This window comes from Streptomyces sp. NPDC055506 (genome assembly GCF_053643595.1).
Genome location: NZ_JBSHKH010000033.1, coordinates 1 through 15,150, shown reverse-complemented (window position 1 = coordinate 15,150; position 15,150 = coordinate 1). Strand labels below are relative to the sequence as shown.

The window sequence follows — 15,150 nt, the reverse complement described above, 5'->3', positions numbered from 1 at the left end:
ACGACGAGGCCCGGCCCCCGAAGGGTGCCGGGCCTCACTCGGTGCCGTGAGGGCGTCGGACCTACAGGCCCGCCGCCTTGCGCAGCGCGTCCACACGGTCCGCCTGCTCCCACGTGAACTCGGGAAGCTCACGTCCGAAGTGGCCGTACGCCGCGGTCTGGGCGTAGATCGGGCGGAGCAGGTCGAGGTCGCGGATGATCGCGGCCGGGCGGAGGTCGAAGACCTCGTCGATCGCCTTCTCGATCTTGTCCGTGTCGATCTTGGCGGTGCCGAAGGTCTCGACGAACAGGCCCACCGGCTCGGCCTTGCCGATCGCGTACGCCACCTGGACCTCGCAGCGGGAGGCGAGGCCCGCGGCGACGACGTTCTTGGCGACCCAGCGCATCGCGTACGCGGCGGAGCGGTCGACCTTGGACGGGTCCTTGCCGGAGAAGGCACCGCCGCCGTGGCGGGCCATGCCGCCGTAGGTGTCGATGATGATCTTGCGGCCGGTCAGGCCGGCGTCACCCATCGGACCGCCGATCTCGAAGCGGCCGGTGGGGTTGACCAGGAGACGGTAGTTCTCCGTGTCGAGCTTGATGCCCTCGTCGAGCAGCGCCTTCAGCTCCGGCTCGACGACGAACTCCTTGATGTCAGGAGCCAGCAGCGAGTCCAGGTCGATGTCGGAGGCGTGCTGGGAGGAGACCACGACGGTGTCCAGGCGGACCGCCTTGTCACCGTCGTACTCGATGGTGACCTGGGTCTTGCCGTCCGGGCGCAGGTACGGGATGGTGCCGTTCTTGCGCACCTCGGACAGGCGCTTGGACAGGCGGTGGGCCAGGAAGATCGGCAGCGGCATCAGCGTCGGGGTCTCGTCCGTCGCGTAGCCGAACATCAGGCCCTGGTCGCCCGCGCCCTGCTTGTCGAGCTCGTCCTCATCGCCCTCGACACGGGACTCGTACGCCGTGTCGACACCCTGGGCGATGTCCGGGGACTGTGCGCCGATGGACACCGAGACGCCGCAGGAGGCGCCGTCGAAGCCCTTCTTCGAGGAGTCGTAGCCGATTTCGAGGATCTTGTTCCGGACCAGCGTCGCGATGTCCGCGTACGTCTTGGTCGTGACCTCGCCGGCCACGTGCACGAGGCCGGTCGTGATCAGAGTCTCGACGGCGACCCGGGAGGTCGGGTCCTCGCGGAGCAACGCGTCGAGAATGGTGTCGCTGATCTGGTCAGCGATCTTGTCAGGGTGACCCTCGGTCACAGACTCCGAGGTGAACAGGCGACGGGACACAACGCTCCCTGGGGTTGCAGCGGCTGCTGGCTGATCATTGGCGGACGGCGGGGGCTGCACCTCGCGCCGTCCGTGGAACAGTTTACGGGTCACGCTTCGGCCACGGTCCCCCTGTCTCGCCACTCGGGAGTGCTGTGACCTGCGGCACGGGCATTCTGCCCAATCCTGAGCGACGTTGGCCAGAGGCGCCACGCCCCGATCGGCCGGGTTTCACAAAGGCGCAGGGCGACTGAAACATCAGCCGAGGCGCCCGGCCACCAGGTCCCACACGGTTTCGGCCAGGGCTTCCTTGGGTCCGTACGGCACCGCGGTCTCGCTGCCGTCGGTGCCGAGAACCACGGCTTCGTTCTCCTCGGAACCGAAGGTCTTGCGCTCCCCGACCTCGTTCACCACCAGCAGATCGCAGCCCTTGCGCTTGAGTTTGGCGCGGCCGTTGGCGAGCACGTCGTCCGTCTCCGCGGCGAAGCCGACGATCACCTGTCCGGGGCGAACCCGGTCGGTGGAGATCTCCGCGAGGATGTCCGGATTACGCGCCAGGACGATCGGCTCCGGCTCCTGGTCGTCCTTCTTCTTGATCTTCCCGGCCGCGTAGGTCACCGGCCGGAAGTCCGCCACCGCCGCCGCCATGACCACGGCGTCGGCGTCCGCGGCGGCTCTCAGCACCGCCTCGCGCAGGTGCGCGGCCGTGCCGACAGGGACGACGTCCACCCCGGCCGGGTCCGGCAGGGTGCTGTTGGCCGCGATCAGCGTGACGCGTGCGCCGCGGGCGGCCGCGGTGCGGGCGAGGGCGTAGCCCTGCTTGCCGGAGGAGCGGTTGCCCAGGAACCGGACCGGGTCCAGGGGCTCGCGGGTGCCGCCCGCGCTGACCACGACATGCCGGCCCTTGAGGTCCGGCTCCCGCACGCCCCGGGCCAGCACCCGGCGGCACACCTCGAAGATCTCGCCCGGGTCGGGCAGCCGGCCCTTGCCGGTGTCGACGCCGGTGAGCCGGCCCACGGCCGGCTCGATGACGACGGCGCCGCGGCGGCGCAGCGTCGCCACGTTCTCCTGGGTGGCCGGGTGCTCCCACATCTCCGTGTGCATGGCGGGGGCGAAGACGACCGGGCAGCGGGCGGTGAGCAGGGTGTTGGTCAGGAGGTCGTCGGCGAGGCCGTGGGCGGCCTTGGCGAGCATGTCGGCGGTGGCCGGGGCGACGACGACCAGGTCGGCCTGCTGTCCGATGCGGACGTGCGGGACCTCGTGGACGTCGTCCCAGACCTCGGTGGAGACCGGGTGTCCGGAGAGCGCGGACCAGGTGGCGGCGCCGACGAAGTGCAGCGCGGAGGCCGTGGGCACCACACGCACGTCATGGCCCGACTCCGTCAGCCGCCGCAGCAGCTCACAGGCCTTGTACGCGGCGATGCCGCCACTGACCCCCAGAACGACCTTCGGCTTGTCCACCGTTTCTCCCCGGACCTCGGCAACCGGCACAACGTACGACTCCATGACACACCACAGGCCCGGCAGTCGACCTGCCGGGCCTGTGGAAAAGTCAGCGTCAAGCTGCAAATACTACTTACTGCGCCGGGCCCTCGACGGCCTCGGACGTGAGCAGCCCCGCGTTGATCTCGCGGAGGGCGATCGAGAGCGGCTTCTCGTGGACGTGGGTGTCGACGAGGGGACCGACGTACTCGAGGAGGCCCTCGCCGAGCTGCGAGTAGTACGCGTTGATCTGGCGGGCCCGCTTGGCCGCGTAGATCACGAGGCTGTACTTCGAGTCGGTGGCCTCGAGGAGCTCGTCGATCGGCGGGTTGATGATGCCCTCGGGCGCGGAGATGGAAGAGGACACGCTCTACCTTCCGATGGGTGGGAAAGAGTCTGTCGGGGTGATCAGCGCGGATCGGGACGATCAGCGATGGTCACACGACGTTCGTCAAGGCTAGCAGCTCGCGAGCCACGTCCTCGACGGCGGTGTTGACCAGGGTGGTGTCGAACTCCGGCTCGGCGGCGAGTTCGATCTTCGCCGCCTCGAGTCGGCGCTCGATCACCTCGGGCGGTTCGGTACCCCGCCCGGTGAGTCTGCGCACCAGCTCCTCCCAGGAGGGAGGAGCCAGGAACACCAGCTGGGCCTCGGGCATCGACTCCCGGACCAGACGGGCACCCTGCAGGTCGATCTCCAGGAGGACCGGCTCACCGGCCTCCAGGCGCTCCTGCACGGCCGCGCGCGGCGTGCCGTAGCGGTTGCCGGCGAATTCGGCCCACTCCAGCAGTTCGCCGTTGGCGATCAGCTTGTCCATCTCGTCGTCGGTGACGAAGAAGTAGTGGACACCATGCTTCTCGCCGGGGCGGGGCTTACGGGTCGTCGCCGACACCGAGAGCCAGACCTCGGGGTGTTCCTTGCGCATATGAGCGACGACCGTGCTCTTGCCGACCCCCGAGGGGCCGGAGAGCACGGTCAGCCGCGGACGTTCAGTCATGCAGCGATTATTCCAGTTGAACCGGAGTGGTCCGGACTCAGCTGCCGGTGCTGCCGAACTCGCGCTCCAGGGAGGCGATCTGGTTGGAGCCGAGACCACGCACACGACGGCTCTCGGAGATGCCGAGTCGCTCCATGATCTGCTTGGCGCGGACCTTGCCCACGCCCGGCAGGGACTCAAGGAGAGCGGAGACCTTCATCTTGCCGATGACGTCGTTCTCCTGGCCCTGCTTGATGACCTCGTGGAGGGAGGCGCCGGAGTGCTTGAGTCGATTCTTGACCTCGGCCCGCTCCCGGCGAGCCGCGGCGGCCTTTTCGAGCGCGGCTGCGCGCTGTTCAGGGGTAAGGGGCGGAAGAGCCACGCCTACGTCACCTCGGATGTCGAACTGTCGGATACGGACCGGTGAGGAACCTAGTCGCCCCACACCTGGGGAGCCACGAGCAACACGCTCGCCCGTTGACTCTCGTCGGAGACTAGCGGGCAAGTCCGCCAGAGTCAGCGAGAACAGCGGAAAAGTCCTGGTCAGCCTTCATCTGAACAGACATTTAGGACATACTGCCCCGGATTTGAGGATGTATTCAGACTCAAGCCCGCCCCCGGCCACTCATCGGAGGACTCACAAGAAGGTCAGGAAGTGGTCAGGAGGAGGTCACAGCGTGACGGATCTCCTCCGCGAAGCGTTCCGCGGCGTCACGCAGCGCGACCACGTCGGGACCGTGGCGTAGCACTGCCCGGCTGACGTTCGGCACGACATTGCGCACCGCCGCCCCGAAGACCCCCGGAAGATCGGCCGGCGTGGCCCCCTGGGCGCCGATGCCGGGCGCGAGGAGCGGGCCGTTGATGTCCAGGTCGTACGACGACAGGTCACCGAGAGTGGCACCGACGACCGCGCCGAAGGACCCCAGGGGCTCCTCCCCCGCGTTCTCGGCGGCCAGGTGCGCGAGCATCGTCGCTCCGACGTTCCGGCCGTCGGAGCGTACGGCGTGCTGGACCTCGCCGCCCTCCGGGTTGGAGGTCAGCGCCAGCACGAACAGCCCGGCGCCGCTCTCCCGGGCCAGCGCGACGGCCGGGCTCAGCGAGCCGTAGCCGAGGTAGGGCGAGACCGTCAGCGCGTCGGAGAACAGCGGCGCGTCCTTGTGCAGGAACGACTCGGCGTACGCGGCCATGGTCGAGCCGATGTCGCCGCGCTTGGCGTCCGTCACGACCAGGGCGCCCGCCGCCCGGGCCTCGGCCACCGACGCCTCAAGGACGGCCAGTCCGCGCGAGCCGAAGCGCTCGAAGAACGCGCTCTGCGGCTTGAGCACGGCGACCCGGTCGGCCAGGGCCTCGACGACCGTGCGGCTGAACCGCTCCAGGCCCGCCACGTCGCCGTTCAGGCCCCACTCGGCGAGCAGGGAGGCGTGCGGGTCGATGCCGACGCAGAGCGGGCCGCGCTCGTCCATGGCCCGGCGCAGACGCGTGCCGAAGGGTTCGAGACCACTCATGCCGTCTTCCTCACGTCGGCGCCCACCGCGTCGGCGAGCGTGGCGTACGGGCTGGTGCGAAGGCGCGCGGCGAGCCCCTTGTGGATCGCGCGGCCCCAGAAGGGCCCCTCGTAGATGAAGGCGCTGTAGCCCTGGACCAGCGTGGCACCGGCCAGGATGCGCTGCCAGGCGTCCTCGGCGTTCTCTACGCCGCCCACGCCCACCAGGGTGATCCGGTCGCTCACGCGCGCGTAGAGGCGGCGCAGGACCTCCAGGGAGCGTTCCTTCAGGGGCGCCCCGGACAGGCCGCCGGTCTCCTTGACCAGGGAGGGGTCGGACTTCAGGCCGAGTCCTTCGCGCGCGATGGTGGTGTTGGTGGCGATGATGCCGTCCAGGCCCAGTTCCACGGCGAGGTCGGCGACCGCGTCGATGTCCTCGTCGGCGAGGTCCGGCGCGATCTTGACCAGGAGCGGGACACGCCGCGCCGGCACCGCGCCGTCGGCGGCCTCGCGGACGGCGCTCAGCAGGGGACGCAGCGCCTCCGTGGCCTGCAGATTGCGCAGACCGGGCGTGTTCGGCGAGGAGACGTTGACCACGAGGTAGTCGGCGTAGGGTGCCAGCCGCTCGGCGGACTTCACGTAGTCCGCGACGGCCTCCTCCTCGGGTACCACCTTGGTCTTGCCGATGTTGACGCCGACGACGGTCCTGAAGACCGGCGTACGGGAGGCCAGGCGGGCGGCGACGCGGAGCGAGCCGTCGTTGTTGAAGCCCATGCGGTTGATGAGCGCGTGGTCCTTGACCAGCCGGAACAGCCGCTGCTTGGGGTTGCCGGACTGCGGCTCGCCGGTCACCGTGCCGATCTCGACGTGGTCGAAGCCGAGCATCGCCATGCCGTCGATGCCCACGGCGTTCTTGTCGAAGCCCGCCGCGAGCCCGAAGGGGCCGTGCATGCGCAGCCCGAAGGCCTCCGTGCGCAGCTCCTTGTGGCGGGGCGCGAGGGCGGCCGCGAGGAAGGTGCGCAGCACGGGAACGCGGGCGACCAGGCGGATCCAGCGGAAGGCGAGGTGGTGCGCCTGCTCCGGGTCCAGCCGCTTGAAGACGAGACTGAAGAAGATCTTGTACATGATGTCCTCACGAAGACGTGGCGTCCTCACGAAGAGGGGGACACCGTTTCCGGTGTCCCCCTCGGGGCTGCTAGTCGCGGGCCGCGGTCAGATGTTCCGCGTGTTCCTGGAGCGACCGGACGCTCACGTCGCCGCGGTTGAGGGCGTCGATGCCCTGGACCGCCGCCGCGAGCGCCTGGACCGTCGTCAGGCAGGGCACGGACCGTGCCACGGCCGCCGTACGGATGTCGTAGCCGTCGAGGCGGCCGCCCGTGCCGTACGGGGTGTTGACGATGAGGTCGACCTCGCCGTCGTGGATGAGCTGGACGATGGTCTTCTCGCCGTTCGGGCCGGTGCCCTCGGACTGCTTGCGCACGACGGTGGCGTTGATGCCGTTGCGCTTGAGCACCTCGGCCGTGCCGGACGTGGCCATCAGCTCGAAGCCGTGGGCGACCAGCTCCCGCGCCGGGAAGATCATCGAGCGCTTGTCGCGGTTGGCGACCGAGATGAAGGCCCGGCCCTTGGTGGGCAGCGGGCCGTAGGCGCCCGCCTGCGACTTGGCGTACGCCGTGCCGAAGACGGAGTCGATGCCCATGACCTCGCCCGTGGAGCGCATCTCCGGGCCGAGGACCGTGTCGACGCCGCGGCCGTGGATGTCGCGGAAGCGCGACCACGGCATGACGGCCTCCTTGACGGAGATCGGCGCGTCGAGCGGGAGCTCGCCGCCGTCGCCGGTGGCCGGGAGCAGGCCCTCGGCGCGCAGCTCGGCGATCGTGGCGCCCAGCGAGATCCGGGCGGCGGCCTTGGCCAGCGGCACCGCGGTCGCCTTCGAGGTGAAGGGGACGGTCCGGGAGGCGCGCGGGTTGGCCTCCAGGACGTAGAGGATGTCGCCCGCCAGCGCGAACTGGATGTTGATCAGGCCGCGGACCCCGACGCCCTTCGCGATGCCCTCCGTGGAGGCCCGCAGGCGCTTGATGTCGAAGCCGCCGAGCGTGATCGGGGGCAGGGCGCACGCCGAGTCGCCGGAGTGGATGCCGGCCTCCTCGATGTGCTCCATGACGCCGCCGAGGTAGAGCTCCTGGCCGTCGTAGAGCGCGTCGACGTCGATCTCGATGGCGTCGTCGAGGAACCGGTCGACCAGGACCGGCCGGGACGGGCTGATCTCCGTCGACTCGGAGATATACGCCTCCAGGCGCGTCTCGTCGTAGACGATCTCCATGCCGCGCCCGCCGAGGACGTACGACGGACGCACCAGGACCGGGTAGCCGATCTCGTCGGCGATGGCCTTGGCCTCGGCGAAGGTGGTGGCGGTGCCGTGCTTGGGGGCCGGGAGACCGGCCTCCTGGAGGACCCGTCCGAAGGCGCCCCGGTCCTCGGCGGCGTGGATGGCCTCCGGGGAGGTGCCGACGATCGGCACGCCGTTGTCCTTGAGCGCCTGCGACAGGCCCAGCGGGGTCTGGCCGCCGAGCTGGACGACGACGCCCGCGACGGGTCCGGCCTGCTGCTCGGCGTGGACGATCTCCAGCACGTCCTCGAGTGTCAGCGGCTCGAAGTACAGGCGGTCGGAGGTGTCGTAGTCCGTGGAGACGGTCTCCGGGTTGCAGTTGACCATCACGGTCTCGTAGCCTGCGTCGCTCAGGGCGAAGGAGGCGTGGACGCAGGAGTAGTCGAACTCGATGCCCTGGCCGATGCGGTTCGGGCCGGAGCCCAGGATGATGACGGCCGGCTTCTCGCGGGGCGCGACCTCGCTCTCCTCGTCGTAGGAGGAGTAGAAGTACGGCGTCTTCGCGGCGAACTCGGCGGCGCAGGTGTCGACCGTCTTGTACACCGGGCGGATGCCCAGTGCGTGCCGGACCTCCCGGACGACGTCCTCGCGCAGGCCGCGGATCTCGCCGATCTGCGTGTCGGAGAAGCCGTGCCGCTTGGCCTCGGCGAACAGGTCGGCGGTCAGCTCGGGCGCCTCGGCCAGCTCGTCCGCGATCTCCTTGATCAGGAAGAGCTGGTCGACGAACCAGGGGTCGATCTTCGTGTACTCGAAGATCTCCTCGGGCGTGGCGCCCGCGCGGATGGCCTGCATGACGGTGTTGATGCGGCCGTCGGTGGGCCGGACGGACTCGCGGAGCAGCTCGGCCTTGTCGCCGGGCTCGCCGACGAAGGTGAACTGGCTGCCCTTCTTCTCCAGCGAACGCAGGGCCTTCTGGAAGGCCTCGGTGAAGTTCCGGCCGATGGCCATGGCCTCGCCGACCGACTTCATGGTGGTCGTGAGGGTGGAGTCGGCCTGCGGGAACTTCTCGAAGGCGAAGCGCGGGGCCTTCACGACCACGTAGTCGAGCGTGGGCTCGAAGGAGGCCGGGGTTTCCTGCGTGATGTCGTTCGGGATCTCGTCGAGCGTGTAGCCGACGGCCAGCTTGGCGGCGATCTTGGCGATCGGGAAGCCGGTCGCCTTGGAGGCGAGCGCCGAGGAGCGCGAGACGCGCGGGTTCATCTCGATGACGATCACGCGACCGTCCTCGGGGTTCACCGCGAACTGGATGTTGCAGCCGCCGGTGTCGACGCCGACCTCGCGGATGACGGCGATGCCGATGTCGCGCAGGGTCTGGTACTCGCGGTCGGTGAGGGTCATCGCCGGGGCGACCGTGATCGAGTCGCCGGTGTGCACGCCCATGGGGTCGAAGTTCTCGATGGAGCAGACGACCACGACGTTGTCGTGCTTGTCGCGCATCAGCTCCAGCTCGTACTCCTTCCAGCCGAGGATGGACTCCTCCAGGAGCACCTCGGTGGTCGGCGAGAGGGTGAGGCCCTGCCCGGCGATCCGGCGCAGCTCCTCCTCGTCGTGGGCGAAGCCGGAGCCGGCGCCACCCATGGTGAAGGAGGGGCGGACGACGACCGGGTAGCCGCCGAGCGTGTCGACGCCCGCGAGGACCTCGTCCATGGAGTGGCAGATGACCGAGCGGGCGGACTCGCCGTGCCCGATCTTGCCGCGGACGGCCTCGACGACCTCCTTGAAGAGGTCGCGGTCCTCGCCCTTGTTGATCGCCTCGACGTTGGCGCCGATGAGCTCGACGCCGTACTTGGCGAGGGTGCCGGCCTCGTCCAGCGAGATCGCCGTGTTGAGGGCCGTCTGGCCGCCCAGGGTGGGCAGCAGGGCGTCCGGGCGCTCCTTGGCGATGATCTTCTCGACGAACTCGGGGGTGATCGGCTCGACGTACGTGGCGTCGGCGATCTCCGGGTCGGTCATGATCGTCGCCGGGTTGGAGTTCACGAGGATGACCCGCAGGCCCTCGGCCTTCAGGACGCGGCACGCCTGGGTGCCGGAGTAGTCGAACTCGGCGGCCTGGCCGATGACGATCGGGCCGGAGCCGATGACCAGGACGGACTGGATATCGGTGCGCTTAGGCACGCTGGCCCTCCATCAGGGATACGAAGCGGTCGAACAGGTAGGCGGCGTCGTGCGGGCCGGCTGCCGCTTCGGGGTGGTACTGGACGCTGAAGGCGGGGCGGTCGAGAAGCCGCAGCCCCTCCACCACGTTGTCGTTCAGGCAGACGTGCGACACCTCGGCGCGGCCGAACGGGGTCTCGGAGACCTGGTCGAGCGGTGCGTCGACGGCGAAGCCGTGGTTGTGCGCGGTGACCTCGACCTTGCCGGTCGTACGGTCCTGCACCGGCTGGTTGATGCCGCGGTGGCCGTACTTCAGCTTGAAGGTGCCGAAGCCGAGCGCGCGGCCCAGGATCTGGTTGCCGAAGCAGATGCCGAAGAGCGGGGTGCCGCGCTCCAGGACGCCGCGCATGACGGAGACGGGGTGGTCGGCGGTGGCCGGGTCGCCCGGACCGTTGGAGAAGAACACGCCGTCCGGCTCGACCGCGTAGACGTCCTCGACGGTCGCGGTGGCGGGGAGGACATGCACCTCTATGCCGCGCTCGGCCATGCGGTGCGGGGTCATGCCCTTGATGCCGAGGTCGACGGCGGCGACGGTGAACTTCTTCTCGCCGATCGCGGGGACGACGTACGGCTCGGTGGTGGCGACCTCGGCGGAGAGGTTCGCGCCCTTCATCTGGGGGGCTTCCTGGACGCGGGCCAGCAGCGCGCCGTCCTCCCGCACCGCCTCGCCGCTGAAGATGCCGACGCGCATGGCGCCGCGCTCGCGCAGGTGCCGCGTGAGGGCGCGGGTGTCGATGCCGGAGATGCCGACGACGCCCTGCTTCGCCAGTTCCTCGTCCAGCGAGCGCCGGGAGCGCCAGTTGGACGGCACGCGCGCGGGGTCGCGCACGACGTATCCGGAGACCCAGATCTTCTTGGACTCGGGGTCCTCGTCGTTCACACCTGTGTTGCCCACGTGCGGGGCGGTCATCACCACGACCTGGCGGTGGTACGAGGGGTCGGTGAGGGTCTCCTGGTAGCCGGTCATGCCGGTGGAGAACACCGCTTCGCCGAAGGTCTCCCCCACGGCCCCGTAGGCACGGCCGCGGAAGATCCGGCCGTCCTCAAGGACGAGTACGGCGGGAGTCCTGGCAGCTCCCCTTGTGGAGGTGGTCATCGTTCGACGCCTTCCCTGGTGTTCGTTTCGATCATGGAGTTGATGGTCTCGACCCACTCGTTGTGCTCGGCCGCGTGGTCGGAGCGGAACCCGGAGTCGATCAGCCGGTCGCCGTGCTCCCAGGTGACGATCAGCAGGCCGCCCTCGGTGAGGACCTTGCCGGCGATGCCCTTGTCGAGCCGGGCCTCGCGCAGCTGTGCGACGGGGACGAAGAAGTCGCTCGCCCCGGGGCGTACGACGTCGAGGCCGGCGTCCGTGAGGGTGAGCTCGGCACGACTGCGGGTGCCCAGGCCCTGAGCCACGATGCGGTCGAGCCACTGACCGGCGGTGGTGGAGCCGTGGTAGCGGCCGCTCATGGCCAGCTTCTCGGGGCCCGGGTCGTCCGGGGCGGTGGGCAGCTCGGGCAGGTCGCCCTGGAGGGTGCCGCGCCACTTCCAGCCCTCGCGCATCAGCCAGTAGACGAGCGCGACGAAGAGGGCGAGGCCGACGACCCAGCCGATGCGGGCGGCCCAGTCGGTCACTTGCGCCGATTCCTTCTCGGCGGCCAGCAGGAATACAGGTGTCACGTGAGCTTCCCGTCGACGAGCGTGGCCTTGCCCCGCAGCCACGTGTGCGTCACACGGCCCGGCAGCTCGCGCCCCTCGTAGGGGGTGTTGCGGCTGCGCGAGGCGAAGCCCGCGGGTTCCACGAGCCCACGGTATGCCGTGTCGACCAGGGTGAGGTTGGCGGGCTCACCTGCCGAGACGGGACGTCCGTGGCCCGTGGCCTGTCCGATCTGCGCGGGCTTGACGGACATCCGGTCGGCGACGCCGGCCCAGTCCAGCAGACCCGTGTCGACCATGGTCTCCTGCACCACTGACAACGCGGTCTCCAGGCCGACCATGCCCATGGCGGCCGCGGCCCATTCGCAGTCCTTGTCCTCGTGCGGGTGCGGGGCGTGGTCGGTGGCGACGATGTCGATCGTGCCGTCGGCGAGCGCCTCGCGCAGGGCCAGCACGTCGCGCTCGGTGCGCAGCGGCGGGTTGACCTTGTAGACGGGGTTGTACGTGCGCACCAGCTCGTCCGTGAGCAGGAGGTGGTGCGGGGTGACCTCGGCGGTGACGGCGATGCCGCGGGACTTCGCCCAGCGGACGATCTCGACGGAGCCGGCGGTCGACAGGTGGCAGATGTGGACGCGGGAGCCGACGTGGTCGGCGAGCAGGACATCCCGGGCGATGATCGATTCTTCGGCCACCGCGGGCCAGCCCCCGAGGCCCAGCTCGGCGGAGACGATGCCCTCGTTCATCTCGGCGCCCTCGGTCAGCCGCGGCTCCTGCGCGTGCTGCGCGACGACACCGCCGAAGGCCTTCACGTACTCCAGGGCGCGGCGCATGATCACGGCGTCGTGGACGCACTTGCCGTCGTCGGAGAAGACGGTGACGCCGGCGGCCGACTCGTGCATGGCGCCCAGCTCGGCGAGCTTCCTGCCCTCCAGGCCGACGGTGACGGCACCGATCGGCTGGACGTCGCAGTAGCCGTGCTCCTTGCCGAGCCGCCAGACCTGCTCGACGACACCTGCGGTGTCGGCGACCGGGAAGGTGTTGGCCATGGCGAACACGGTGGTGTAGCCACCGGAGGCCGCGGCGCGCGTGCCGGTGAGGACCGTCTCCGAGTCCTCGCGGCCGGGCTCGCGCAGATGGGTGTGCAGATCGACCAGGCCCGGCAGCAGCACCTTGCCGTCGGCCTCGACGACCTCGGCGCCCTCGGCGCTCAGACCGGCACCCACCTCGGCGATTGTCCCGCCGTCGATCAGCACGTCCTGCGGCTCGCCGCCCAGCACCTTCGCACCACGGATCAGGATCTTGCTCATCGGTCTTGCTTCTCCTCGGTACGGGACTGGGTTACGGCGGGTTCGTTGCCACCGAGCAGCAGGTACAGGACGGCCATCCGGATGGACACTCCGTTTGCGACCTGCTCGACGACGGTGCAGCGGTCGGAGTCGGCGACCTCGGCGGTGATCTCCATGCCCCGGACCATCGGGCCGGGGTGCATCACGACGGCGTGCTCGGGCATCCGCGCCATGCGCTCGCCGTCGAGGCCGTAGCGCCGGGAGTACTCGCGCTCGGTCGGGAAGAAGGCGGCGTTCATGCGCTCGCGCTGCACGCGCAGCATCATCACCGCGTCGGACTTGGGCAGCGTGCTGTCGAGGTCGTACGACACCTCGCAGGGCCAGGTCTCGATGCCGACGGGCACCAGGGTCGGCGGGGCGACGAGGGTGACCTCGGCGCCCAGGGTGTGCAGCAGGTCGACGTTGGAGCGGGCGACCCGGCTGTGCAGGACGTCGCCGACGATGGTGATGCGCCTGCCGGCGAGGTCCTGGCCGATCCCGGCGTCCGGGCCGACCAGACGGCGGCGCATGGTGAAGGCGTCCAGCAGGGCCTGCGTGGGGTGCTGGTGGGTGCCGTCGCCGGCGTTGACGACGGCCGCGTCGATCCACCCGGAGTTGGCCAGCCGGTAGGGGGCTCCGGAGGCGCCGTGCCGGATGACCACGGCGTCGACGCCCATGGCCTCCAGGGTCTGGGCGGTGTCCTTCAGGGACTCGCCCTTGGAGACGCTGGAGCCCTTGGCGGAGAAGTTGATGACGTCCGCGGACAGCCGCTTCTCGGCGGCCTCGAAGGAGATCCGGGTCCGGGTGGAGTCCTCGAAGAAGAGGTTGACGATCGTGCGGCCGCGCAGGGTCGGCAGTTTCTTGATCGGCCGGTCGGCGACCCGGGCCATCTCCTCGGCGGTGTCGAGGATCAGGACGGCGTCGTCGCGGGTGAGGTCGGCGGCCGAGATGAGATGACGCTGCATCTGTCAGGCTCCGTAAGGCAGTTCAGGAGAATTCGGGCAGACGGGTGCGCGCGGGGGCGCACTGAGCCGGCGTACGACAGCGGCGTACGCCTGAAGCGCTACTGGGAGGTCTGCTTGGCACCGAGCAGCACGGTGTCGCGACCGTCCTCCTCGGCGAGCTGGACCTTGACCGTCTCCCGCAACGACGTGGGGAGGTTCTTGCCGACGTAGTCGGCGCGGATGGGCAGTTCGCGGTGACCACGGTCGACGAGGACGGCGAGCTGCACCGCGCGCGGGCGCCCGATGTCGTTCAGCGCGTCGAGGGCGGCCCGGATGGTGCGGCCGGAGAAGAGCACGTCGTCGACGAGGACGACCAGCTTGCCGTCGATGCCGTCACCGGGGATCTCCGTGCGGGCCAGCGCACGCGGTGGGTGCATGCGCAGGTCGTCGCGGTACATGGTGATGTCGAGCGAGCCGCACGGAACCTTGCGTTCGGTGATCTGCTCGAGCTTGTCGGCGAGCCGCCGGGCGAGGAAGACGCCCCGGGTCGGAATGCCGAGGAGCACCACGTCGTCGGCGCCCTTGGCGCGTTCGACGATCTCGTGGGCGATGCGGGTCAGCACCCGCGCGATGTCGGGCCCTTCGAGAACGGGCCGGGCATCGGACTGCGTGTCATGCGTGTCCATACGAAACGGACCTCCTTCTCCGCCTCACGGGACGGACCTTAAAGGACGTCGGGATTGCGCCATACACGGTAGCAGGTCCCCGCGATCATCCCGATGGCCCCCTCGGATCACCCGTTCGGCCTAACAGAGTGCCGATACCACGGAAGAGTCGGTGCGGACCATTCGGCTTGACGCGGCAGAGTAACGCTGCGTAACCTCACAGTGAGTTACCAGCCGCGCGGTCCGGCAACACAGCTGACCGCGTCGACACAGTGCCGGGGAGCTATATGTCCAGCGAATACGCCAAACAGCTCGGGGCCAAGCTCCGGGCGATCCGCACCCAGCAGGGCCTTTCCCTCCACGGTGTCGAGGAGAAGTCCCAGGGACGCTGGAAGGCGGTCGTGGTCGGTTCGTACGAGCGCGGCGACCGCGCCGTGACCGTGCAGCGCCTCGCCGAGCTGGCGGACTTCTACGGTGTCCCCGTGCAGGAGCTGCTCCCGGGCACCACCCCGGGCGGGGCCGCCGAGCCGCCGCCGAAGCTGGTCCTGGACCTGGAGCGGCTGGCCACGGTGCCGGCCGAGAAGGCGGGTCCCCTGCAGCGCTACGCGGCCACGATCCAGTCGCAGCGCGGCGACTACAACGGCAAGGTGCTCTCGATCCGCCAGGACGACCTGCGCACACTCGCCGTCATCTACGACCAGTCGCCTTCGGTCCTCACCGAGCAGCTGATCAGCTGGGGTGTCCTGGACGCGGACGCGCGCCGCGCGGTCGCCTCCCACGAGGAGGCCTGAGCCCTCAGGGGCCAGCGCAGAAACGTGCCTCCGGGGTGGCCGGAACCGTATGGTTC

The 15,150-nt window shown here is 69.8% G+C and carries 14 protein-coding genes; 1 reads left to right on the top strand and 13 read right to left on the bottom strand.

The annotated features are described in order from the left end of the window. Window positions 1-61: 61 nt before the first annotated feature. From metK to pyrR, 13 genes are all read right to left on the bottom strand, one after another. Window positions 62-1,270: a methionine adenosyltransferase gene (gene metK / locus ACWIF2_RS15320; protein WP_454360742.1), complete on the bottom strand. Its 1,209-nt coding sequence runs from the start codon at window positions 1,268-1,270 to the stop codon at window positions 62-64. 237 nt (window positions 1,271-1,507) lie between these two features. Continuing rightward, window positions 1,508-2,710: a bifunctional phosphopantothenoylcysteine decarboxylase/phosphopantothenate--cysteine ligase CoaBC gene (gene coaBC / locus ACWIF2_RS15315; protein WP_454360741.1), complete on the bottom strand. Its 1,203-nt coding sequence runs from the start codon at window positions 2,708-2,710 to the stop codon at window positions 1,508-1,510. A gap of 115 nt (window positions 2,711-2,825) precedes the next feature. Continuing rightward, complete coding sequence (rpoZ, locus tag ACWIF2_RS15310; RefSeq protein ID WP_003988945.1) at window positions 2,826-3,098, bottom strand: DNA-directed RNA polymerase subunit omega; 273 nt, start codon at window positions 3,096-3,098, stop codon at window positions 2,826-2,828. 70 nt (window positions 3,099-3,168) lie between these two features. Next, window positions 3,169-3,726 carry a guanylate kinase gene (gmk, locus tag ACWIF2_RS15305; RefSeq protein ID WP_382497575.1) on the bottom strand — a complete coding sequence of 186 codons (558 nt, stop codon included), beginning with the start codon at window positions 3,724-3,726 and terminating at the stop codon, window positions 3,169-3,171. 37 nt (window positions 3,727-3,763) lie between these two features. Continuing rightward, window positions 3,764-4,087, bottom strand: a complete 324-nt coding sequence (locus tag ACWIF2_RS15300) for an integration host factor (RefSeq protein ID WP_003977346.1) — start codon at window positions 4,085-4,087, stop codon at window positions 3,764-3,766. 277 nt (window positions 4,088-4,364) lie between these two features. Next, entirely contained in the window at window positions 4,365-5,210 is an 846-nt protein-coding gene (pyrF, locus tag ACWIF2_RS15295) for an orotidine-5'-phosphate decarboxylase (protein ID WP_454360740.1), read from the bottom strand. Beyond that, on the bottom strand, window positions 5,207-6,313 hold the full coding sequence (locus ACWIF2_RS15290) for a quinone-dependent dihydroorotate dehydrogenase (protein WP_454360739.1): 1,107 nt from the start codon (window positions 6,311-6,313) through the stop codon (window positions 5,207-5,209). Before ACWIF2_RS15290 ends, pyrF begins: the two co-directional genes overlap by 4 nt. A gap of 70 nt (window positions 6,314-6,383) precedes the next feature. Next, window positions 6,384-9,692, bottom strand: a complete 3,309-nt coding sequence (gene carB / locus ACWIF2_RS15285; RefSeq protein WP_454360738.1) for a carbamoyl-phosphate synthase large subunit — start codon at window positions 9,690-9,692, stop codon at window positions 6,384-6,386. Then, a complete protein-coding gene (gene carA / locus ACWIF2_RS15280; protein ID WP_454360737.1) occupies window positions 9,685-10,827 on the bottom strand; it encodes a glutamine-hydrolyzing carbamoyl-phosphate synthase small subunit in 1,143 nt (380 codons plus the stop codon). The genes carB and carA overlap by 8 nt, the downstream gene beginning before the upstream one ends. Next, window positions 10,824-11,393: a PH-like domain-containing protein gene (locus ACWIF2_RS15275; protein WP_454360736.1), complete on the bottom strand. Its 570-nt coding sequence runs from the start codon at window positions 11,391-11,393 to the stop codon at window positions 10,824-10,826. The genes carA and ACWIF2_RS15275 overlap by 4 nt, the downstream gene beginning before the upstream one ends. Next, on the bottom strand, window positions 11,390-12,676 hold the full coding sequence (locus tag ACWIF2_RS15270; RefSeq protein WP_454360735.1) for a dihydroorotase: 1,287 nt from the start codon (window positions 12,674-12,676) through the stop codon (window positions 11,390-11,392). Before ACWIF2_RS15270 ends, ACWIF2_RS15275 begins: the two co-directional genes overlap by 4 nt. Further along, entirely contained in the window at window positions 12,673-13,659 is a 987-nt protein-coding gene (locus ACWIF2_RS15265) for an aspartate carbamoyltransferase catalytic subunit (RefSeq protein ID WP_454360734.1), read from the bottom strand. Before ACWIF2_RS15265 ends, ACWIF2_RS15270 begins: the two co-directional genes overlap by 4 nt. Before the next feature lie 98 nt (window positions 13,660-13,757). Continuing rightward, on the bottom strand, window positions 13,758-14,324 hold the full coding sequence (pyrR, locus tag ACWIF2_RS15260) for a bifunctional pyr operon transcriptional regulator/uracil phosphoribosyltransferase PyrR (RefSeq protein ID WP_184597184.1): 567 nt from the start codon (window positions 14,322-14,324) through the stop codon (window positions 13,758-13,760). A 266-nt stretch (window positions 14,325-14,590) separates the two neighbouring features. On the opposite strand from pyrR, the gene bldD reads away from it, so the two are divergent. Then, window positions 14,591-15,094, top strand: coding sequence for a transcriptional regulator BldD (bldD, locus tag ACWIF2_RS15255; RefSeq protein WP_018570201.1), 504 nt, complete (start codon window positions 14,591-14,593; stop codon window positions 15,092-15,094). Window positions 15,095-15,150: the final 56 nt, after the last annotated feature.